General features: G+C 31.8%; 20 protein-coding genes. 13 read left to right on the top strand and 7 right to left on the bottom strand.

All coding sequences use genetic code 11. The annotated features are described in order from the left end of the window. Positions 1-112 precede the first annotated feature (112 nt). The 3 genes from FOC43_RS04520 to dsbD are packed head-to-tail and all read right to left on the bottom strand — an operon-like array spanning position 113 to position 3,872. Positions 113-1,456, bottom strand: a complete 1,344-nt coding sequence (locus tag FOC43_RS04520) for a sodium-dependent transporter (protein ID WP_002838426.1) — start codon at positions 1,454-1,456, stop codon at positions 113-115. 50 nt (positions 1,457-1,506) lie between these two features. Further along, complete coding sequence (locus tag FOC43_RS04515) at positions 1,507-2,175, bottom strand: MOSC domain-containing protein (RefSeq protein WP_002841234.1); 669 nt, start codon at positions 2,173-2,175, stop codon at positions 1,507-1,509. Next, complete coding sequence (gene dsbD / locus FOC43_RS04510; protein WP_002790057.1) at positions 2,172-3,872, bottom strand: protein-disulfide reductase DsbD; 1,701 nt, start codon at positions 3,870-3,872, stop codon at positions 2,172-2,174. Before dsbD ends, FOC43_RS04515 begins: the two co-directional genes overlap by 4 nt. A gap of 94 nt (positions 3,873-3,966) precedes the next feature. Between dsbD and ppk2 the strand changes: the two genes are divergently transcribed. The 5 genes from ppk2 to FOC43_RS04485 all read left to right on the top strand — a co-directional run bounded on the left by ppk2 (position 3,967) and on the right by FOC43_RS04485 (position 10,588). Beyond that, positions 3,967-4,848 carry a polyphosphate kinase 2 gene (gene ppk2 / locus FOC43_RS04505; protein WP_002776266.1) on the top strand — a complete coding sequence of 294 codons (882 nt, stop codon included), beginning with the start codon at positions 3,967-3,969 and terminating at the stop codon, positions 4,846-4,848. A gap of 4 nt (positions 4,849-4,852) precedes the next feature. Beyond that, positions 4,853-6,043, top strand: a complete 1,191-nt coding sequence (locus tag FOC43_RS04500; RefSeq protein WP_002794738.1) for a M20 metallopeptidase family protein — start codon at positions 4,853-4,855, stop codon at positions 6,041-6,043. A gap of 81 nt (positions 6,044-6,124) precedes the next feature. Further along, on the top strand, positions 6,125-7,297 hold the full coding sequence (locus FOC43_RS04495; protein ID WP_002787335.1) for an efflux RND transporter periplasmic adaptor subunit: 1,173 nt from the start codon (positions 6,125-6,127) through the stop codon (positions 7,295-7,297). After that, the gene (locus FOC43_RS04490) at positions 7,297-9,222 is read left to right on the top strand and encodes an ABC transporter permease (protein ID WP_004284961.1); all 1,926 of its coding nucleotides are present in this window, start codon (positions 7,297-7,299) and stop codon (positions 9,220-9,222) included. Before FOC43_RS04495 ends, FOC43_RS04490 begins: the two co-directional genes overlap by 1 nt. A gap of 1 nt (position 9,223) precedes the next feature. Further along, on the top strand, positions 9,224-10,588 hold the full coding sequence (locus FOC43_RS04485; RefSeq protein ID WP_004284962.1) for a TolC family protein: 1,365 nt from the start codon (positions 9,224-9,226) through the stop codon (positions 10,586-10,588). 70 nt (positions 10,589-10,658) lie between these two features. Here the strand turns inward: FOC43_RS04485 and FOC43_RS04480 are convergent, their stop codons facing one another. The 4 genes from FOC43_RS04480 to FOC43_RS04465 are packed head-to-tail and all read right to left on the bottom strand — an operon-like array spanning position 10,659 to position 14,725. After that, positions 10,659-11,828 carry a GDSL-type esterase/lipase family protein gene (locus FOC43_RS04480; protein WP_002787347.1) on the bottom strand — a complete coding sequence of 390 codons (1,170 nt, stop codon included), beginning with the start codon at positions 11,826-11,828 and terminating at the stop codon, positions 10,659-10,661. Then, positions 11,818-12,798 (bottom strand): SGNH/GDSL hydrolase family protein, encoded by a 981-nt coding sequence (locus tag FOC43_RS04475; protein WP_002806729.1) that lies wholly within the window; start codon positions 12,796-12,798, stop codon positions 11,818-11,820. The genes FOC43_RS04480 and FOC43_RS04475 overlap by 11 nt, the downstream gene beginning before the upstream one ends. After that, positions 12,799-14,175: an MBOAT family O-acyltransferase gene (locus FOC43_RS04470; RefSeq protein WP_002780975.1), complete on the bottom strand. Its 1,377-nt coding sequence runs from the start codon at positions 14,173-14,175 to the stop codon at positions 12,799-12,801. Positions 14,176-14,224: 49 nt separating this feature from the next. Continuing rightward, positions 14,225-14,725: a ferritin gene (locus FOC43_RS04465; protein WP_002776281.1), complete on the bottom strand. Its 501-nt coding sequence runs from the start codon at positions 14,723-14,725 to the stop codon at positions 14,225-14,227. A gap of 339 nt (positions 14,726-15,064) precedes the next feature. Between FOC43_RS04465 and FOC43_RS04460 the strand changes: the two genes are divergently transcribed. From FOC43_RS04460 to FOC43_RS04430, 8 genes are all read left to right on the top strand, one after another. Next, entirely contained in the window at positions 15,065-16,060 is a 996-nt protein-coding gene (locus FOC43_RS04460) for a substrate-binding domain-containing protein (protein WP_002776282.1), read from the top strand. 9 nt (positions 16,061-16,069) lie between these two features. Continuing rightward, on the top strand, positions 16,070-16,984 hold the full coding sequence (pstC, locus tag FOC43_RS04455) for a phosphate ABC transporter permease subunit PstC (RefSeq protein ID WP_002784291.1): 915 nt from the start codon (positions 16,070-16,072) through the stop codon (positions 16,982-16,984). After that, positions 16,981-18,069, top strand: a complete 1,089-nt coding sequence (pstA, locus tag FOC43_RS04450; RefSeq protein ID WP_002836290.1) for a phosphate ABC transporter permease PstA — start codon at positions 16,981-16,983, stop codon at positions 18,067-18,069. Before pstC ends, pstA begins: the two co-directional genes overlap by 4 nt. Next, positions 18,066-18,806, top strand: a complete 741-nt coding sequence (gene pstB / locus FOC43_RS04445; RefSeq protein ID WP_002776307.1) for a phosphate ABC transporter ATP-binding protein PstB — start codon at positions 18,066-18,068, stop codon at positions 18,804-18,806. The genes pstA and pstB overlap by 4 nt, the downstream gene beginning before the upstream one ends. A gap of 60 nt (positions 18,807-18,866) precedes the next feature. Then, positions 18,867-19,541 (top strand): DUF2920 family protein, encoded by a 675-nt coding sequence (locus tag FOC43_RS08985; protein WP_010790925.1) that lies wholly within the window; start codon positions 18,867-18,869, stop codon positions 19,539-19,541. After that, positions 19,462-20,130 carry a DUF2920 family protein gene (locus FOC43_RS08980; protein WP_079254170.1) on the top strand — a complete coding sequence of 223 codons (669 nt, stop codon included), beginning with the start codon at positions 19,462-19,464 and terminating at the stop codon, positions 20,128-20,130. Before FOC43_RS08985 ends, FOC43_RS08980 begins: the two co-directional genes overlap by 80 nt. A gap of 89 nt (positions 20,131-20,219) precedes the next feature. Further along, positions 20,220-21,536 carry an MATE family efflux transporter gene (locus tag FOC43_RS04435; RefSeq protein ID WP_004284965.1) on the top strand — a complete coding sequence of 439 codons (1,317 nt, stop codon included), beginning with the start codon at positions 20,220-20,222 and terminating at the stop codon, positions 21,534-21,536. Continuing rightward, the gene (locus tag FOC43_RS04430; RefSeq protein ID WP_002796834.1) at positions 21,512-22,159 is read left to right on the top strand and encodes a M48 family metallopeptidase; all 648 of its coding nucleotides are present in this window, start codon (positions 21,512-21,514) and stop codon (positions 22,157-22,159) included. The genes FOC43_RS04435 and FOC43_RS04430 overlap by 25 nt, the downstream gene beginning before the upstream one ends. Positions 22,160-22,188: the final 29 nt, after the last annotated feature.

Below are 22,188 nucleotides of genomic sequence, written 5' to 3'. Positions count from 1 at the left end.
TTCTTATGAATGTTTTCGGTTCATTTGGAAGTATAAGTCTTAAAAGTAAATGAGAAGTAATCAAACATAAAAGATGAAAATTTAATTCTCTTATGTTTATATTTATAAAAAATTAATTCGCAATTCCATAAATGAAAATCGCAAAAATGATCAAAGGTATGATGAATTTAATATAATAAAACCAAATTTTAAATCCCATGCTTTTTAATTTACCTTCATTGCTAAGCTCTTTTATGCTTTGCTCTTTGCCAAGAACCCAGCCCACATAAATGCAGCAAAAAAAGGCTGTTAAAACAAATAAAATATTTCCACTGATAAAATCAAAACTATCAAAAATATTTTTCCCTTTGATAAGAGTGATATCTCTCCAAGGTCCATAAGTGAGTATACAAGGAATGTTTCCTAGTATGAAAATCGAACCTAGGGTTAAATTAATAGCTGTTTTTTTAGAAAGTTTGAATTTTTCTTCTAAAACACTGATGATAACTTGGTATATAGGCAAGCTCGTTGTTAATGCTGCGATGAGTAAAAGTATAAAAAATAAAATGCAAATGATAGTCCCAAAGTGGATATGAGAAAATGCAATAGGCAGGGTTTGAAACACTAAAGAAGGTCCTTTATCGGGCTCAAGTCCTGCTGCAAAAAGTGCAGGAAAAATCATAAAGCCTGCTAGCACAGCAATAAGAGTGTTTAAAACTCCTGTATAAATGGCAGTTTTCGTCATGTTTTCATTTTTGCTAAGATGAGATGAAAGGGTGATCATCACGCCAAAACCCAGAGAAAGTGCAAAAAAGACTTGTCCTAGAACATCGATGAGTAGTTTTGGGGATAGAATTTTGTCAAAATCAGGCGTAAGATAAAATTTTACACCATTTATAGCACCTTCAAGGCTTAAGTTGCGTCCTACAACAAGTATAAGACAAATGAAAAGCAAAGGCATGAGGAATTTAACTGATTTTTCTATACCATCTATAATGCCACGCCTTAAAATGATATAATTAATAAGAACAAAAAGTGTAGTAAAAATTCCTACGCCTAAAGGATTGAAAGAAATTTTTTCATTAAAAAAATACTCGGTAAAATTTTTGGTTATGGTATGGGAAAGATTGAAATTCCCTATGATCAACTCAAAAATATAAACAAAAACCCAGCCGCCTAAAACCATATAATAAGCCATGATACCAAAACTACCCAAAAGCCCCATATAGCCTACAAATTTCCATTTGCCCTTAAAAGCGTCGACGCTGTTTGTCATGGATTTTCTACCGATGACATTTTCAGCTAAGATAACAGGAATGCCAATGAGTATCATTGCTACGCAAAATACTAAAACATAAGCACCACCCCCATTTTCTCCTACAAGATAGGGAAAACGCCAAGTCGCACCAAAACCTATGGTTGCTCCTGCGACGGTTAAAATATAAGTAAGAGTGCTACTCCATGTTTGTCTTTGCATGCTTATCCTTTCAAAAAAATTAAATTGTAGCCTAAGAATACTTTAAAAAATTATAAATTTTGCATATAGTCTAAATCATAGGTATTTTTTAAGCGTTTTTGTATAGTTTCGTGCCAATTTTGTGAAATCAGTGTATCGAGTTTGCTTAATTTTTCAAGCAAGCTTGGATTTTGTTTGAGTGCTTGATGGGGGTTGTAAAATAAATGATTGAGTTCTAGGACGCTTAAATTTATAGGATTTTTTTCTATAAGCTCGATTTTAGAATGAGCATGGATTTTTTTACCCTCTAAAACACGATAATACCACCCACTTAATCCTGTTTTAAAAATTTCTTGTGTGAAATTTGGATTTTGATGGACTTTTGAAATTTTAACACAAGGTTTGCGCGGTTCGCTTACTTGCAAAATAGCATTTTCAAATCGGTGTATATCGCCTATACAAACATTTTGTTCGTGTAAATTTTCAAGGGTTAAATTTTCTCCCATCATACCGCATGCAAGTTTTTTTCCAAGAAAATTTTCCCAAAGGGCGTAGTTATGATAAGAATTTGCAAATAAGGCTTTATTTTTTCCGCCGTGATGTTTTGTATCGGCTATGTTATCGTTAAGAATACCTAAAGAATTGATATCTACTTCTTCTAAATAAAGATCTTTTATAAAAGCACTTTTAAAGCCTTTATAATCTTTGATATGTCCTATCTGTAAGCTTTTGAGTTTCATTTTTCTAACTTTTGTAACAAATCATGTGCACTGATAAAACCAGTGATTCTAAGATTTTCTTTGCCTTTTTCAAAAAATATCAAAACCGGTGGGCCAAAAACACCAAATTCTTTCATAATTTCTAAGTCTTTGTCGCTGTTTTGAGTGAGATCAATTTTGATTAAATGAAAATTTTTGAGTTTTTCTTGAATTCTTTCGTCGCTAAAAGTAAGCTCATCTAAGAGTTTGCAATTTTCACACCAAGATGCTGTAAAGTTAAACATGATAGGGCGGGTGCTAGTTTTAATCTCTTTTTGAAGAGTGTCAAGATCGTTTATAAAATTATAATTTAATTTTGAAGAATTTAAGGGCATATTTGAATTTAAATTCAAAGGATTTAAGAAATTTTTTGCGCCAAAGATTCCGCCTAAAAATATACTTAAAGAATAAGCCAAAACCAAAATCAATAAGCTTTTTTTAATCTTAGCTACTGCATTAAAAGCTTGTTCAAAAATTCCCATAAATACACTAAAAAATACGCCCAAAATTCCAAAAGCGATCAAAATATATCTTGTTTCAATGATACGAGAAAGTATCCAAATAGCCATAGCTAGCATAACAAAGCCAAAGAAAATTTTTACTTTTTGCATCCAAGCTCCCGCCTTTAAAAAGCCAAGACCTAAACCAATGAAAAGCAAAGGAATTCCCATGCCAAAGCTCATGATAAAAAGGGCACTAGCTCCTAAAAGTGCATCGCCTGTGTTGGCTATGTAGATCAAAGCACCGGTTAAAGGAGCAGCTACACAAGGGCCTACGATAAGAGCCGATAAAAAGCCCATGATGGCTATACCTAGCACTCCTTTGCCTTTTTCACTTTTTTTGTGGAGAAAATTTTGAAATTTTAAAGGCAGTTCAAAGCGAAAGCTTTCAAACATTGCCAAAGCAAGCAATACAAAAATTAGCGCAAAAAAGATCAAAACACTAGGTTTTTGCAAAAGTCCTTGAACGCTTGCTCCTAAAAAACTCGCTATAACTCCGGCAATAGCATAGGCTAAAGACATAAAAAATACATAAATAAAAGATAAAAAGAAGCTGTGCTTTTTAGAAAATTTTGTTTCGCTTTTAGCTACGATGAGTGAAGATAATATAGGAATCATCGGCAAAATGCAAGGAGTAAGTGAAAGTAAAAGTCCATAGCCTAAAAAGCTTAGTAAGATCCAAAAAAGATTATCTGTGGCTAAGAAATTTGCAATCATACTTTCTTCGGATTTTGCACTCAAGGTTTTTTGCTTTTCTTTATAAGGGGCTGAAATTTCAAATTTATTATCTTTGTGTTTTAGATCAAAATACCAAGTTTGAGGATTGTAGCATAAGCCTTGTTCGGAGCAGCCTTGGAATTGGAGTTTGATTTGATTGTTTTGATTTTGTGCAAAACGCTCAAGTAGTAGGTTAGGCAAGGCTAGATTTAAATCTTGATAATACACTTTTTCATTGAGTCTTTGGGTGCTAGGTGGGAGATTGATTAAAGAGCTGATATCGTTTTGATTGAGATAGAGTTTAAGTTGATTAGAATAAAGATAAATATCTTTTCCTAATTTGATATCGATTGATACAGCGCTATCATAAGAACTCGATTTTACTTCAAAGGCTTCATTTAAAGATAAAACAGAGGCAAATAAAAAATAACAAGTGAATAAAAGTGTAAAAATAAAACGCATTGTCATCCTAGGCTTAAATGTAAAATTTGTGATTTTAATGTGAATTATAGTTTGTTATGGTAAATTTGCTTTAAATATTTTATAAAGGTTGCTCATGCAAGAAAAAGTTCCAGCAAAGATTCAAGAGGAAACAAAAAAGGATGAAATTTATGTTTCTGTTAAAAAGAAAAAAAGCACTATAGAATATGAAAAAGATTTAAAAAATCTACAAATCGAGCTTTTGAAATTTCAAAATTATGTAAAAGCAAAGGGTTTAAAAGTGCTTATACTTATAGAAGGACGCGATGCAGCAGGCAAGGGCGGTGCGATAAAGCGTTTGATAGAGTATTTAAATCCTAGGGGATGTCGTGTGGTAGCTCTTGAAAAACCTAGCGATGTTGAAAAAACGCAGTGGTATTTTCAACGCTATGTAACGCATTTGCCTTCTGCGGGTGAGATTGTGATCTTTGATAGATCTTGGTATAACCGCGCAGGAGTAGAGCCTGTAATGGGTTTTTGTACTCCACAGCAACATAAAGACTTTTTAAGAGAGGTGCCTTTGTTTGAAAATATGATATCAAATAGCAATTTGATGTTTTTTAAATTTTATTTTTCTGTTTCTAAAGAGGAGCAAAAAAAACGCTTTGAAAAACGCCGCATTGATCCTTTAAAACAATACAAACTTTCTCCTGTGGATCAAAAATCTCAAGAATTATGGGATAAATACACCTTAGCAAAGTATTCTATGCTTTTAGCATCCAATACCCCAACCTGTCCATGGACTATCATTTCTTCAGATGATAAGAAAAAAGCAAGGCTTAATTTATTGCGTTTTATATTGTCAAAAGTGGATTATGCGGATAAAAAAATTGGAGATTTTTCAAAGATTGATCAAGATTTAGTAAGAAGTGGCGAAGAAGAAATTCGTAAAATGGAAGCAAATTTGGAAAAAATAGACAATAAAAAAGCAGATGAAAAAATAAAGGATTTGGACTAAAACTATGTTAGAACGCGTTAAAAATTTAAGTGATAAATACTATGAAAAAATTGTCAATTTAAGACATCAAATTCACATGCACCCTGAACTTGAATTTGAAGAGGAAAATACAGCAAGATTGGTATGTGAAATTTTAGATGAATATGGCATTAAGTATGAAAAAAATATAGCTAAAACAGGAATTTTAGCAAGCATAGAAGGAAAAAAACCAAGCACTAAAAAAGCTCAATGCGTGCTTTTAAGAGCGGATATGGATGCTTTGCCTGTGCAAGAGGAAACAAATCTTAGTTATGCTTCAAAAATCAATGGAAAAATGCATGCATGTGGTCACGATGGACACACAGCAGGGCTTTTAGGAGCGGTTTTGATCTTAAATGAATTAAGAGATGAATTTAGTGGAACGATTAAATTTATGTTTCAGCCTGCTGAAGAAGGAAGCGGGGGTGCTAAGCCTATGATAGAAGCAGGCATACTTGAAAATCCTCATGTGGATGCAGTTTTTGGATGCCATTTGTGGGGGCCTTTGCTTGAAAATACTGCTCAAATTGTAAGCGGTGAGATGATGGCAGGGGTTGATGTTTTTGATCTTGAATTTATAGGGAAAGGCGGACACGGAGCGCACCCTCATACGACTATCGATCCTATAGTAATGGCAAGCAAATTTGTCAGTGATGTACAATGTATCATTTCAAGGCGCTTAAGACCTGTGGATGCAGGGGTTATCACCATAGGGAAATTTCATGCGGGGACAACCTTTAATGTGATCCCACAAAATGCTATCTTGCAAGGAACGGTGCGTTTTTTAAGTGATGAAAATCAAAAACTTTTACAAAGTTCTATAGAAAATACAGCTAGAGCTGTTGCTTTAGAATTTGGGGGTGATTTTAAGCTTGATTATAAAAGAGAATATCCTCCTTTAATCAATGATGAAAATGCTGCAAAAATAGCTAGAAAAGCTTTTGGCAAGGTATTGGGCGAGCAAAATATCATTAGCGTAGCTAAGCCTGATATGGGAGCTGAGGATTTTGCTTTTTTAACGCGTGAAAGAATGGGTGCTTATGTTTTTGTGGGTATTTCAAAGGATTTGAAAAATCCTACCTTGCACCATAGCTCTACTTTTTGCTGGGAAGATGAAAATTTAAAAGTCTTAATGCAAGGCGATAGTATGATGGCTTTAGAATTTTTAAATTCTTAAAAATATGAATTTAAAAATTCACAAAAAATTCACTTTGCATAGATACAATTGCGAGATTTATTTTTTAATTTAAGGTTTAGAATGAAAAATAGGGTCGTTTTGATTGTGGTGATTTTAGCACTTTTTGGAGTGGGCGCTTATTTTATATTTTTTAATGATAATGAAAAAATCACCTATCTTACCCAAAAGGTTAAAAAAATAGATATTTCTCAAACTATAGAAGCAGTGGGGAAGGTTTATGCTAAAGATCAAGTTGATGTGGGTGCTCAAGTAAGCGGGCAAATCATTAAGCTTTATGTGGATGTGGGTTCGCATGTAAAACAGGGTGATTTGATCGCGCAAATTGATAAAGATAAACAGCAAAATGATTTAGATATCACAAAGGCGCAGCTTGAAAGTGCTAAGGCTAATCTAGAAAGTAAAAAAGTCGCCCTTGAAATCGCAAGTAAACAATACCAAAGAGAACAAAAGCTTTATGCTGCTAAGGCAAGTTCTCTTGAAAATTTAGAAACTCAAAAAAATAATTTTTACACTTTAAAGGCAAATGTTGCAGAACTTAACGCTCAAGTAGTTCAGCTTGAAATTACTCTTAAAAACGCTCAAAAAGATTTAGGATACACAACCATCACTGCGCCTATGGATGGAGTTGTGATCAATGTGGCAGTTGATGAGGGGCAAACTGTCAATGCAAATCAAAATACCCCAACCATAGTCCGCATAGCTAATTTAGATCAAATGGAAGTAAGAATGGAGATAGCCGAAGCGGATGTTGGTAAGATAAAAATCGGCACGGAGCTTGATTTTTCTTTGCTTAGTGATCCTCAAAAAACCTATCAGGCAAGTATAGCAAGTATAGATCCTGCAGATACTCAAATCAGTGATTCAAGTACGAGTTCTGGCTCTTCAAGTTCTAGCTCTTCAAGTTCAAGTTCTAATAATGCGATATATTATTATGCTAAATTTTATGTGGCAAATAAAGACGATTTTTTGCGTATTGGTATGAGTATACAAAATGAAATTGTTGTTGCAAGTGCTAAAGATGTTATTGCTGTACCTACTTATGCAATCAAAAATGACGCAAAAGGGTATTATGTTGAAATTTTGCAAGATCAAAAAGCAGTAAAAAAATATGTTAAATTAGGCATTAAAGATTCTGTAAATACTCAAATTTTAGAAGGTTTAAGCGAGGGTGAATTACTAGTAGTAAGTTCAAGTGGTGATAATGCTGCTCCTAAGTTAAGATTGAGATTTTGATGATTTTCTTAAACAATATTTGTAAAAATATAGGCGAGAATGCCATTTTAAAAAATGTAAGTTTAAGTATAGAAAAGGGTGAATTTGTCGCTATCATCGGACAAAGTGGGAGCGGAAAAACTTCACTTTTAAATATCATAGGCACTTTAGATGAGCCAAGTAGTGGGAGTTATATTTTTGATGATTATGAAGTAACCCAGCTTAATAGCGATGAAAAAGCGAGATTAAGACGCGAAAAAATAGGCTTTATTTTTCAACGCTACAATCTTTTAAATCTTCTAAGTGCAAATGATAATGTCGCATTACCTGCTGTTTATGCGGGTAAAAAAGTACAAGAAAGAAATTTTAGAGCCCAAGAACTTTTAGGCAATTTAGAGCTTGAGCATAAGATAGAATCAAAGCCCAATGAGCTAAGTGGAGGACAGCAACAGCGTGTTTCTATAGCTAGAGCTTTGATGAATGGAGGAGAGCTTATTTTAGCTGATGAGCCAACAGGGGCTTTAGATAGTAAAAGCGGTATTATGGTGCTTGAAATTTTAAAAAAATTAAATACACAAGGGCATACCATAGTGCTTGTAACACACGATCCAAAAATCGCAGCACAAGCTAAAAGAGTGATAGAAATCAAAGACGGCGAGATTTTAAGCGATAGCAAAAAAGATAAGATTGTTTATCAAGGACAGGTTAAAAGTATGCCAAAAGAGAAAAAAACTCTTACCTTGCTTAAAAATCAAGCCTTTGAATGTTTAAAAATAGCTTATTCTTCCATACTTGCACACAAACTTCGTTCCATTTTAACCATGTTAGGGATTATTATAGGTATAGCTTCGGTTGTGTGCGTAGTAGCTTTAGGGCTTGGCTCTCAAGCTAAGGTTTTAGAATCCATCGCAAGACTTGGGACTAATACCATTGAAATTCGTCCTGGTAAGGGATTTGGGGATTTGCGTTCGGGTAAGACAAGGCTTAATTTTAGTGATTTAGAAACGCTTAGAAGTTTAGATTATTTAGAAGCAGTAGATGCACACTCTAATACTTCAGGCGTGGCAACTTACACGAATATTTCTTTAAGCGCTAGAGCTGAAGGAGTGGGAGTAAATAATTTTGCTATAGAGGGTTTAAAACTTCAAGTGGGTAGAATTTTAAATAATGAAGATATAGAAACTAATGCTAATGTAGCGGTGCTTGATTTTAATGCTAAGAAAAATCTTTTCCCTCACCAAAAGAGTGAAGATGTTTTAGGGCGTGTGGTGATTTTTAATTCTCAACCCTTTAAAATCATAGGAGTTTTACAAAAAGATACAGAAAAGCCTATAGAAGATAATGTAGTGCGCCTTTATATGCCTTATACTACGCTGATGAATAAGCTTACAGGCGATAGAAATTTGCGTGAAATTATAGTAAAAGTAAAGGATGATGTGAGTTCTACTTTGGCTGAAAATGCTGTCATTAGAATTCTAGAAATCAAACGCGGACAAAGGGATTTTTTCACTTTTAATTCTGATACCTTTAAGCAAGCTATCACAGCAAATAAACGCACGACTACCATACTTACGGCTTCGGTGGCGGTGATTGCTTTGATTGTTGGGGGTATAGGCGTGATGAATATCATGCTTGTTTCGGTGAGTGAAAGAACAAGAGAAATAGGAATTCGTATGGCAATAGGCGCTAGAAGAGAGGATATCATGATGCAGTTTTTAATCGAAGCGGTGATGATATGTTCTATGGGTGCGATTTTAGGAGTTTTGCTTTCTGTTTTTGTGATTTTTGGTTTTAATACTCTAAGCACTGATTTTCCTATGATTTTAAATGCGTATTCTGTGCTTTTGGGTTTATTAAGTTCTGTTTTAATTGGGGTTATTTTTGGATTTTTCCCTGCAAGAAATGCAGCCAATTTAAATCCTATTAGCGCCTTATCAAAGGAATAAAATGAAAAATTTATTGAGTATTTTACTGGCATTTTTTTTAAGCGCCTGTGGTGTAAAACTTAGCTTGCCTAAAGAGCCTACAATGAGCGAAGAGAGCTTTAAAGACTTAAATATCACTTATGATTGGTATAAGGCTTATGATAATGCTAAATTGAATGAATTTTTAAATTTTGTTTTATTAAATAATAGCGATATAAATATAGCTAGAAGCACTTTGCTGACAGCTTTAGCAAGGGCTGATTTGATAGATTATGATTTTTATCCGACTTTAAGTGCAAATTTGGGGTTTAGTGGAGAAAAGAATTTAAATTCTGGAGTCCAAAGTAAGAAATTTAGCAATAGTCTTAATTTAAGCTATGAGCTTGACATTTATGGAAGGATAAGGGATAGCTCAAGTGCGAGTGATTTTAGTGCAAAGGCTAGTGCTTATGATCTTGAAAATTTGAAAATCAGTATGATTAATACGGCTTTAAATGGTATTTTTGAACTTGCTTATTTTAATGATGTGGATAATTTACTTAAAGAGTATCTAGCTAATTTAGAACAAATGAGAGAGCTTTATGCTTATAAATTTGAGCTTGGAAAAATCGAAGAACTTGATTTGCTTAATATAGAGCAAAATTTATTAAAGGCAAGGCAAGATTTATTACGCAATGAGCAAAATCGCAATTTACTTATAAAAAATTTACAAGATTTGATAGGAAAGCAAGAGGGCTTTGCGTATATTGATTATTTTAAAGCTTTAACTCTTTCTGATTTTAAGAATTTAAATCCTAATTTTAATATTCCTTTAGAAGCTCTTGTGTATCGTCCTGATGTGCGTTCTAAGCTCAATACCCTTAAATCCGCTTTTAAAGACTATACTTCGGTGCAAAAATCAATCTTTCCAAGCATTTCTTTAGGCGGGGCTTTAAATGGCAGCGATAAGCAATTTGATGATAGTTTTAAATTTGAAGTTTTGAGTGGCAATATAAAAATTTCCTTACCTTTCTTAGACTATGGCAGAGTAAAGCAAAATATCAAAATTTCGCAGTTTGATTATGAGAGTGCGCTTGTTAATTACGAGCAGAGTTTACAAAGTGCTATGAATGAATTTGCCTTAAATTATAAAGACTATCAAAGCAATACTATGCTACTTCAAATTTTAAAAGATACTAGCTTTAAGCAAGAGTTGATCACTCAAGCTTATTGGGAAAAATATAATTTGGGTAAAAGTGAATTAAAAGATTATTTAGATGCTTCTAATACTTTAAATTCCGCTAAGCAAAGTTTGCTAGGAGCTAGGTTTAATCTTCTTAAAACCATCAATTCTTATTATCAAATCACAGCTTTAAACTATGATGAAAGAAATTTGGAAATGCCTTAATTTGTATCGCTTTATCTGCTAAAATATCAAGTAGATAAGGCTTTTTTAATTATATCGATAAAATTAAAAATCAATAATGCACATATTTTTTTAAATCATCAAGCAATTTTTTAGCCATTAATTCATAGCCTTTAATGGTTAAATGTACATCTTGCAAAGAGAGTTTTTGCTCTATCCATTTATTTTTTCCACCGCTATCTTGCATGAATTGGTGCATATCAAAAAGAAGGGTTTTTTCTTCTTTGGCTACCTCATAAAGTGCTTGCCTTATAGCAAAAAAATCAGGAGCTAGGGTGTATTTTTTACCTTGTTTTTTTACCACAGTAGGAGGAGAAACAAGCATGATAAGGGCGTTTTTATTGTAAGTTTTGAGTGTGTGAATCCAATCTTTTAAATTCTTTTTAAATTTGTTTTTTTCAAAACCTTTAAAAAGTGCGTCATTAGAACCATAAGCAAGTAAGATTAAATCATTAGATAGGAGTTTTAATTCTTGCTCGCTTACTTTTTTATTCCACGACATCCAAAGATCGCTTTTTGCCCCATTGATCGCTATGGTATCTAAATAAGCATTATCCTCTTTGCTGGTGATAAAATATCCTCCTAATTGAGCGTTTTTTTGTAAGGCAGAAATTTGCAAAGGAAAAACAAGTTCGTATTCTTTATATGACCATTTATTGGCTACTGATCTTAGCTCATAGCTTTTGTTTTGAGCGTCTTTAATGCTAAAGGCATTGGTGTTATTTGGAGCTTTAAAGACAAAACCTACTTTAAATTTTTTCTTGTCTAAATTAGTATCAAGGGTGATTTTTGCACCCTTTTCTTTAGCCTTAGCTATTATCCCACCTAAAGGAAAATCAATACCTGCGGTGTCTGTATTTCTTGAATTTAAAATTTCATAATCTTTATAAGAATAATCAAGATTTAAATTTTGTTGATATTTGGGTTGCAAAGGGTAGGCAAAGCCTATGGAATTTGATTTTATCAAATATCCTCTAATAACACGCGGAAAAAAATCTGCTGCCGTGTGAGAATCTCCATAAATTCTAATACCTATGTTTTTATGCTCTTTAAGTTTTTGCTCCAAAAGCTTTAAGTCTTTTTTGGAAGCATAATTGCTTAAAGCACTTTTGTTTTTGGTTTGGCTTAGAATTTCATCTATGGTATGGTTTGTGTTATTTGCGTATAAATTGATTGAAAATATAAGAATTAATAATATAGCTTTAAATTGCTTAATTTGCATTTTCTTCCTTGATTGTTATATGTTGAAGCAAGAGTTTTGACATCTCTTTTGCTCCGTTTGAGGTAAAATGAATTCCATCGTCTGTTCTCATTTTTATACTTTTGTTGTTTTCATTTTTAATATAGGTTGAAAATTCATCATTAACGCTAAAAAATAGTTTTGTATTGATAAAAATTTGTTTATTTTTGAGAATTTCTTCGCTATAAATTTTGTTTAGAATTTGTATTTTTTCATTGAGTTCATTTTTTTTAACAGGAGGAATTTCAAACCAAAGAATTTTTGCATGATGTTGTTTAGCTATATTGATGATTTCATTTACTCTATAGGTGTAGATGTCAATCCAGCTATCTGAACCAAAGCGGTGATAAACTCCACCTTTTTTGATATCCCAAGGATCATTTGCCCCTAGTAAGACAACTAGATATTTAATGTTGGGATTTTTTGCAAAAGCTTCTTTGGTTGCTTTTGCCCAATCAAAATAAGATTTGTAAGAAAGTCCTGTATTTTGCTTGCTAAGATCATTAGCTTTTAAACCTAGATCAATTAAATCACGATTGAGTGCAATTGCAACGCCTTGCATTAAAGAATCGCCTATAAATAAAAATTCATCACCTTTATGAACTTCTAATTTGGTATTGTCAATAAAACTGACATTTTCGTCTTCTGTTTGCTGTATATCTTCAATAGTGGTGTTTTTATCGATAAAATCATTACTTGCATTAAGTTCATCCATATCTTCTTGAACCATGATATTTTCTTCTATATTTTGAGGTAGAGGCTCATTACTTAGTATTGCACGGATTTGTTCTAGTTTATTTTTAAAACCATTGGCCTCTTGTAAAATATCGTTTTTAGGATAAAATGCAAAGTGATATTTTTGCTCGATATAAGAAAAAATGCTTTGATTCATCACAAGGCAAACAAGTATAAACACTATAATTAAAATAAAGAAAAATCTAATAATTTTCATTTAAAAACTCGAATAAATAAAATCAGGAATGCCATTTGGCATAAAAGCAAACACTAAAAGCAAAATAAAAGTGATTACAAACGGCTTGAGTAAAAACGGCGTAAGATTTAAAATCCTTACGCAATATTCTCTAAAATTAACAAATAAAGGATAAATCATAAAAAGCACAGCAAAGCTTACAAGCATATAAATATCGTTATAGCTAGGAATTTGGAAGAAATTATTATAACAAGCTTTGAAGTATTCTAAGGCATCTTCTAAATTTTTATTATAATAAAAGAAAATCCAAGTAAAACATACAAATTGAAAGGTTAAAAATCTTCCTAAAGCTGGAATTTTTTGAAGGCTGAATTTGCTTAAAGCAAGTAAATGGATAAATACAATACCCAAGCCATGCAATAAACCCCAAACCCCAAAAGCCAAAGTACTTCCATGCCATAAGCCCGAAAGAATAAAAGCGATGAGTATATTGGCTATGGTGCGAGGCATTCCTTTTCTGTTGCCTCCTAAAGGAATATAGATATAATCTCTTATGAAAGTTGAAAGGCTGATGTGCCATCTAGCCCAAAATTCTTTAAGATTTTTAGCTAGATAAGGCATATTAAAATTCGGTGGCAAGGTAAAACCTAACATTAAAGCAAAAGCACAAACTAGATCTACATATCCACTAAAATCGCAATATATTTGCACCGCATAAGCGTAAATTGCACTTAGAAGTTGTATAAAATTATAAGATTGTGGAAAATCTAAAATATTTTTGGCATAAATTCCTAAGTAATTAGCAATAAGAACTTTTTTCACTATACCAAAAATAAGCAAAATGATGATCAAATTTGCATGTTTAAATTCGCGTTTTTGATAAGCTTGTTCGAAAAAAAACGCACTACGCATAATCGGCCCTGCAAGTAGGGTAGGGAAAAATGATAAAAAGGTTGCTAAATTTAAAAAGCTTTCTAAATGATGTTTTTTGTATACATCTACAAGGTAAGTAATAGAAGCAAAGGTGTAAAAACTAATGCCTATAGGCAAGATAAGTTCGATATTTAAAAAATCAAGCCCCAAAAAGCTTAGCACTTGATCAAGACTTCCTTTGATATTTGGAAAATATTTGAAAAAACATAAATTTAATATTATAAAAGTTATACAAGTAGCAAAAATATATCGTTTTCGACGCACAAAGATAAGCAAGGCAAAAAAATGTATAAAAAAAGTGTAAATAAATAAAATTAAAGCAAAATAAGGATTAATCAGTATATAAATAAGATATGAAAAAGCCAAGATTAAAATATTTTGTATTTTATAATTATCTTTAAATGCCCAATATATGGCAAAAAATACAATCATTAAAATACTAAATTCTAAAGAAAAATAAGTCATACGCTACCTAAGATGAAATTATATTTTTGCCTTTTTCAAGGCAAAAATATTATTTTTTAGACAAAGCTAAATTTTTGATATATTGATCAGCTAGATATAAGCCGTTTCCATTGTCACTGATGAGTTTGATTTTATCTACTATACCACGGAAAAGTGCTTCTTCTTCGTGCTGTTCGCTTACATACCATTGAAGAAAATTAAAAGTAGAATAATCTTTATTGCCTAGCATGTGCTCTACAAGATCGTTGATTGATTTTGTAATGCTTTGTTCATGCTCGTAAGTTTTTTCAAAAACATCAAGTAAAGATTTGAAATTTTGTTCAGGTTGCTTCACTTCTTTAAGCTCTACATGTGAATCTGTTTCATTAAGATAAGTTATAAGTTTTCTTGCGTGTTCGCTTTCTTCGCTTGCGTGTTGAAAAAGAAAGAGCCCAGCTCCATCAAGACTATTTTCATAGCACCAAGAACTCATACTTAGATATAAATTAGCTGCATACATTTCTTTGTTGATTTGCTCGTTTAATAAATCAACTACTTTTTTTGAAAGCATTCTATCTCCTTATTTTTATTTTTTAGAATGTTTTTAAAATGATATATTGATTTTTTTAAAACAAGCTAAATTTTTAAAGGATTGAAGTTAAAATATATAAAATAAAAATAAAATGTTTCTAAATGAAATTAAGCTTTATATTTTATTACGAGTATAGATTTTATTTTAAGGCTGAAAATCTGCAAAGATTTTTAGGTGGGCGTGCCTTTAGAGGTTTCAAAAGGACTAAGTCCTTTGTCGCAAGACGGAATTTATTTCCGTCGCGAAGTAAAAAATGTTTCCAAAATGTTTCCAACTTTTTCTAAACTTCCGTTACTTTTTTAAAAGTAAGGAGAAAAAATGAAAAAAATTCTAGCTTTAAGTGTTGCAAGTTTTGCTTTAGCGGGTGCTTTAAATGCGGCTGATTTAAAAATCGCAGGTTCATCAACCGTGTATCCATTTACTTCTTTTGTAGCTGAAGAGTATGCAGCGATTCACAATACAAAAACTCCTATTGTAGAGAGTTTAGGAACAGGGGGTGGATTTAAAGTATTTTGCGAGGGCATAACTGACATTTCTAATGCTTCAAGAGCGATGAAATTTAGCGAATTTGAAACTTGCAAAAAAGCGGGAGTTACTGATATAGTAGGGATTATGGTAGGTTATGATGGTATAGTTTTAGCGCAAAATAAAGCCAACGCACCTTTAAATATCACTAAAAAAGAACTTTTCTTAGCATTAGCAAAAGAAATTCCACAAAATGGAAAACTTATACCAAATCCTTATACAAACTGGAATCAAATCAATAAAAATTTACCTAATCGTAAAATCAGCGTTTATGGTCCTCCATCAAGCTCAGGCACAAGAGATACTGTAGAAGAACTTGTAATGAGTGATATTTCTAAAAAAATTCCTGAATACAAAGGCGAGTATAAAACCATACGCCAAGATGGAGCTTATATTCCAAGTGGTGAAAATGATAATCTAATCGTTTCAAAACTTACTATCGATAAAGATGCTTTTGGGCTTTTTGGTTATGGATTTTTAGTAAGCAATGTGGATAAAATCAATGCAGCAGATATTGATGGTGTAAAAGCAGATGAAAAAAATATTGCTGATGGAAAATACGATCTTGCAAGAAGTTTATTTATCTATATCAATGCAAAGAAAAATCCTAAAGAAGCCTTTGAATTTGCAAAAATTTATATGAGTGATGATTTGGCAAAAAGTGGTGGAGAGCTTGAAAAAATAGGACTTGTTCCTTTAAGTGATGATAAATTAAAAGCTTCTCAAAAACATGTAGAAGATAGAAAAATTTTAAATGATGAGCTTGTAAAAGCTGGAAAAGTTTTTTAAGGAAAAACTTTGCTAAAAGAAAAAATAATCAAATTCGCACTTTTTTTATGTGCTTTTGTAAGCGTGATAGTAAGTTTTGCTATCATGCTTACAATTTTAATTGAAGCTTTAAAATTCTTTCAAAAAGAAAGCGTTGTTACCTTTTTATTCTCAAGTCAGTGGGCAGCTGATGCAGCTTTTATGAATGCAGATGGCACGAGCAAACAAGGTGTTTTTGGGGCACTATCGCTTTTTTGGGGAACTTTTTATATTTCATTGATTGCTATGCTAACGGCTTTACCTTTAGGGGTTATGTGTGCTATATATTTAGGTGTTTTTGCTGGCAAAAAATCTAAAAATTACTTAAAACCTATTTTAGAAATCATTGCAGGGATTCCTACTGTTGTTTTTGGATTTTTTGCGGCTATAGTCGTAGCGCCTTTTATAGTGTGGTTTTTTTCTTTATTTGGGATACAGGCAAGTTTTCAAAGTGCTTTAGGCGCAGGTTTTATCATGGGGATCATGATAGTACCTATAGTGGCTTCTTTATCTCAAGATTGTATTGAAGCAGTAAGCGAGAAAAGGATTAATGGCGCTTATGCTTTAGGTATGACAAAAAAAGAAGTGGTTTTTGCTGTGATTTTACCTGAGGCTATTCCTGGTATAGTTGCAGCTTGTCTTTTAGGACTTTCAAGAGCCTTAGGTGAAACCATGATAGTGGTAATGGCAGCTTCTTTGCGTCCAAATTTAACGATGAATTTTTTAGAAGATATGACAACAGTAACGGTAAAAATCGTAGAAGCTTTAAGTGGAGATCAAGCTTTTGATAGTTCTTTGGCTTTGAGTGCTTTTTCTTTAGGTTTGGTGCTTTTTATCATCACTTTAATCATCAATATGTTTAGCGTTTATCTCATCAATCGCTTTCACAAAAGGAAAAATTTATGAAAAAACTTTTTAAAAAAAGACAAAAAGCTTCAAAGTCTTTTAAAAGACTTTGTAAAATGGGGCTTTATATTAATTTAATTTTTCTTTGTATCTTTTTAGGAAGTGTGGCTTATCTTGGATTTCCTGCTTTTAAGCAAACCTATATTTTTGTAGAGGCTAATAGAAATTCTCCTGCTTATGATCTTTTATCTCGTGCTGAGCAAAGAAAGATAAGAACAGGGCAAATCACTGAAAAATCTTGGCTTTTGGCAAATTCAGAAGTAGATCAATATATGAAGCAAAAATATAATCGCCTTAGTGAAAAACAAAGAACTTTAGTCGATGATCTTATGCAAAAAGGCGAGATAGAGCTTAAATTTAATAGCAATTTCTTTTTAAATGGGGACTCAAAATCTCCTGAAAATTCAGGAATTTTATCTTCAGTTATAGGGACTTTGCTTGTTATGCTTGTTTGTATGGTTGTGAGTGTTCCTATAGGCGTTGCAGCGGCAATTTACTTAGAAGAATTTGCACCACAAAATATCCTTACACATTTTATAGAAGTGTGTATTAACAACCTTGCAAGTATTCCTAGTATCTTGTTTGGACTTTTAGGACTTGGAGTGTTTATCAATCTTTTTGGAATGCCTCGTTCAAGTGCTTTAGTGGGTGGGCTTACTTTGGCGATCATGAGTTTGCCTATTATCATTGTTTCAACCAAAGCGGCCTTAAAAAGTGTGGATATCAATATGAAAAATGCTGCTTATGCCTTAGGTATGACAAAGGTTCAAATGGTAAAAGGTATTATGTTACCTTTGGCTATGCCTATGATTTTAACAGGTTCTATTTTGACTTTAGCAGGGGCTATAGGCGAGACTGCACCTTTGATGATTATCGGTATGATAGCATTTATCCCTGATGTAGCTAGTTCGATTTTTGATCCAACTAGCGTTTTACCTGCTCAAATTTACTCATGGTCGGCTATGCCAGAGCGTGCATTTTTAGAAAGAACAGCAGCGGGTATTATTGTGCTTTTAGGACTTTTAGTTGTGTTAAATCTTAGTGCAATATTATTAAGAAAATATTTTCAAGGAAAATTAAAGTGATAGCAAAAACAACAAATTTAAATTTATTTTATGGAAAAAAACAAGCTTTATTTGATATCAATATGCAAATAGAGCAAAACAAAATTACCGCACTCATCGGTGCTTCTGGATGTGGTAAATCTACTTTTTTGCGTTGTTTTAACAGAATGAATGATAAAATCGCAAAAATCGATGGTTTGGTGGAAATTGAAGGAAAAGATGTTAAAAATCAAGATGTAGTAGCTTTGCGTAAAAATGTAGGCATGGTTTTTCAACAACCTAATGTTTTTGTAAAAAGCATTTATGAAAACATCTCTTATGCACCAAAACTTCATGGTATGATTAAAAACAAAGATGAAGAAGAAGCTTTGGTGGTGGATTGCTTGCAAAAAGTGGGGCTTTTTGAAGAGGTTAAAGATAAATTAAAGCAAAATGCCCTAGCTCTTTCAGGCGGACAACAACAACGCCTTTGTATCGCAAGAGCTTTAGCGATCAAACCGAAACTTTTGCTTTTAGATGAGCCAACTTCTGCACTTGATCCTATAAGTTCAGGCGTGATTGAAGAGCTTTTAAAAGAATTAAGCCATAATCTTTCTATGATCATGGTTACGCATAATATGCAACAAGGCAAACGCGTAGCTGATTATACAGCATTTTTTCATCTTGGAGAGCTTATAGAATTTGGTGAAAGTAAAGAATTTTTTGAAAATCCAAAACAAGAAAAAACCAAGGCTTATTTAAGCGGTGCTTTTGGATAAGATTTATTTTTTGGAAATTTGATGATATAATTAATTAAAAATTTCAAAAAAAGGTTTAATATGATTATAAACCAAATTTATTCTATAGATTCTTGTGATGATGTAGAATTAAATATCAAAAGGGGAAGTAAATTAGAATTTAGATTGACTTATGATGATAGTAAAGAAATAGAAGCTATTGTTTGTATTATATCCGGGTTAGGTGGAGATATAGATGATAATTTATATATAGAAGAGTATTGTGCAAGAAACTATAATGTGGCTGTTTTAAGTGTAAATTATCATTGTATAGGTAATCGTCCTCAAACTGGAGCGTCATTTTATATTAATGAACTTGATAGATTGATTTTAAAGACAAGCTTAGAAGCAATTGGAATACAACTTCCTGTAGATATGCAAAATTTAAAAACATACGATGAATTTTATTGTGTAGTGGATTTTGTTAATAAATTTATAGAGAAATTAAAAAAAGAAAAAGAATTGAGTGAAGATTATTGTCTGTATTTAAGCGTAGGTCTTGAACCAACTAAAAATGAATATCAAAATTATGGTATTATGCAGGCAATGGATATTATAAATGCTATTTTATATATAAATATCAACCTTCCTTTTAAAGTTTCTAATATGTCGACCGTGAGTAGGATGGGGGGGGGGTATAAAGACTATATTAATAGGTGTTTCGCATGGAGGATATTTAGCCAATTTATGTGCAAAAATCTCTCCTTGGAATATTGATGTTGTTTTAGATAATTCTTCTAATGTGACTTTGGATAATGATTTATGGAGATTTATAGGCTTTGGAAGGGAGATAGATTATGTAAAGTATTGTAGTGTAGGTATTACATATATGTTTAAGAATATTAAACTAGCAGCTTTTGATAAAACTTATTGGACTACGAATAAACAATCTCCATATTATTTTTCAAATGCAAGAAAAATAGTAAGAGAACCATTGAATAAAGAACATTTAAAAATTCAAAGTTTATATCCAAAACCAAAATATATCGCTTATCATTCTAAATTTGATCAGTATGTTTTACTAGAAAAAAGAGAAAATTATTTTAATATTTTAAGAGAATTGGGGTTTGAGGTTGATTTTATCAAAATAACTGATGAAAAAGAAATAGATGGAAAATTTATTAAAAATTTAGAACATGGTTGTGGTATACCTATGAAACTACTTATTAAAAAACACTTATTGCAAATCTTAAAAGAACCTTTGCAAGATAAAATTTGCAAGAAGGAAGTCTCATATAAATGTGATGAGCTAGTGTATACTTTCAAAGAAGAAAATCATCAAATTATTTTAAATATAACAAATTGAGTATATTAAATATTTATATTTAAAAAAGTAATTTTTAAGTAGAATTGTTTTTTAAAAGAAATATTTAAAAAAAGAGATAAGATAATATCATGGCAAAAAAACAACTCTCTTTAACAAGACTTAGTTTTCCTATATTTTGGGATTTGCTTTCTAAGTATTTAACCGTGATTATCAATACCGCTATGGTGTCGCATTATTCTAATTTTCTTGTCGGTGCTATGGGGGCTGGAAATCAAATTTTAGATCTTTTTATCACTATTTTTTCATTTTTAAGTGTGGGTTGTAGTGTGGTGATCGCACAAGCAATTGGTGCAAAAGATCATGTTTTGGCAAGAAAAGTGATTCATCAAAGTTTGTTCTTAAATGCACTTTTAGGCTTTGTATGCGGTGTGCTTATTTTATGGCACGGGGAGTATTTGCTTTATCTTTTAAAAATCCCACAAGAATTGCTCAAAGATAGCGAAATTTACTTACATATGCTTGCAATTTGTTTGTTTTTTGATGCCATAGGTATTGTTTTAGCGGCTATTGTAAGGGTTTATAATATGGCTTATTGGGTTATGCTTATAGGCTTTTTGATGGATATAGTGGTGATTTGTGGAAATTATTATGTTTTGCATTATACAAAATCAGAACTTTTTGGAGTAGGGCTTAGTAATATTTTTGCCCGTATTGTTGCTATAGTGGCTTTACTTGTGATACTTTTTTATAAACTTAAAATTCATCTTAAAATCAAAGAAATGATAAAACTTGAAAAAGAAGTTTTAAAAAAGGTTTTAAATATAGGAGGATTTTCAGCAGGGGAAAATCTTTTGTGGATAGTCCAATACACTATAGCTTTTGCTTTTGTAGCAAGCTTAGGCGAAGCAAGTTTGAGTGTGCAAACGATTTATTTTCAAATTTCAATGCTTATCATGCTTATAGGACAAGCTACGAGTATAGCTAATGAAATTATAGTAGGTAAATTAATCGGTGCTAGATATGAAAATATAGCTTATAAACATGCTTGGCGTGCTTTATATTTTAGTGTAATAGCGAGTGCTTTAGTGGCACTTTTGAACTATCTTTTTCAAGATTTTACTATGCAAATTTTAGGGCTTAAAGAAGAGTTAAAAAATTTAATGATACCTTTATTTGCTCTTTCAATCTTTCTTGAAATTTCACGAACTTTTAATATAGTCATGGTGAATTCCTTGCGCGCAAGTGGCGATGCTAAGTTTCCATTTTTTAGCGGACTTGTTTTTATGATGGGGGTATCTTTGCCTGTGGGTTATGTGCTTTGTTTTCATTTTAATCTTGGAATTTTAGGGGTTTGGATAGGATTTTGTGCAGATGAGTTTTTGCGTGGAATGGTAAATTCATACAGATGGAAAAGTAAAAAATGGCAAGGCAAAGCTCTAGTTTAAAATCATTTATTTATAAAGATGAGTGCTATTTTTATTCTAAAAAACGCATAAAAACTTTAAGATTAAGGCTCAATGAAAGGGGTGAATTTGTTCTTAGTATTCCTTATTTTTGCACCTTTAAAAGTGTTTATGAGTTTTTAGATAAATCAAGTTCTTGGATGAATGAGGCAAAAAAAAGATTTGAAAAAAAAGCCTTAAAAGATGATGAGTTAATTTTTTTAGCTAAAAAATATAAAATTATTTTTGATGAAAATGTCAAAAAAACTTATTTTGATAAAGATAAAATTCTTTGTCAAAATAAAGCAAAATTAGATTTATTTTTAAGACAAAATGCTAAAAAGATTTTTACTTTTTATCTTAAAAAATGGAGTAAAAAAACAGGTTTATTTTATACGCATTTAAGCATTAAAAATATGAAAACGCGTTGGGGTTCTTGCAATCATAATAAAGCTTATATTAATTTAAATTTAAAACTCATTCAAAAGAGTTTAAAGGCTATTGAATATGTGGTTTTGCATGAAATTAGCCATTTAAAATTTCCCAATCATAGCAAAGAATTTTATACTTTTATAGAGCATTTTATGAGTGATTTTAGGCAAAGAGAGAAAGAATTTTTAAGTTAAAAATGTTATATTTATAGTTTATTTTTCAA

The organism is Campylobacter coli, from assembly GCF_009730395.1.
GTDB classification, from domain to species: Bacteria; Campylobacterota; Campylobacteria; order Campylobacterales; family Campylobacteraceae; genus Campylobacter_D; species Campylobacter_D coli.
This window is presented reverse-complemented; position numbering and strand designations above follow the sequence as displayed.